The 712-nt window shown below is 40.0% G+C and carries 1 protein-coding gene; it reads left to right on the plus strand.

Annotation, left to right across the window (positions count from 1 at the left end):
- The coding region (locus K9V48_RS28300) for an RNA-guided endonuclease InsQ/TnpB family protein (RefSeq protein ID WP_224142342.1) at nucleotides 1-712 on the plus strand (712 nt) is incomplete at both ends.

Consider the following 712-nt stretch of genomic DNA (forward strand, 5'->3'; position numbering starts at 1 on the left):
GATTCAATGCAAAAGGCAATCGAATGGCTATGTCCTTTTCAGATAACGGTAAGCTGTACAATACAAAGCTAGGTGAAATCGATCTCCTCCTCCACAGACCATTAGAAGGAACAATCAAGCAACTTGTTATCAAGCGCCAAGGCAAAAGATGGTACGCTATTTTCTGTGTCGAAAGACAAGAGTTGCCATCTGATATTGATCCAAACAACGCAATCGGAATAGACGTTGGCCTACATAAATATGCTGTTCTTTCTGATGGAAGAGAATTCGAAAACCCTACATTCCTTCGAAAAAAAGAAAAACAACTAAAAATGGCACAACGTAAGCTTTCGAAAATGAAACGCGGTTCTTCCAATTATAGAAAACAGGTGATACGGATACGTCAGTTACACGAAAAGGTTGGCAATCAAAGACGTGATTTCCTACACAAATTAAGCTACAACTTGTCTCGAACCTATTCTGTTGTATGCGTGGAAAACCTGAACATTCGTAATATGGTTCGGAATCGTAAGTTATCCAAATCTATTTCTGATGCAGGGTGGGGAATGTTCCGCCAAATGCTTTCTTATAAGTGTGAGAAAAATAGCGGGCTACTTGTAAAAGTAGAACCACACTACACATCACAAGACTGTTCTTCTTGTGGTGAACGTGTAAAAAAATCACTTTCCATTCGTACACATATTTGCACAAAGTGCGGGGCGGTATTGGACCG

Source organism: Metabacillus rhizolycopersici, assembly GCF_020075705.1.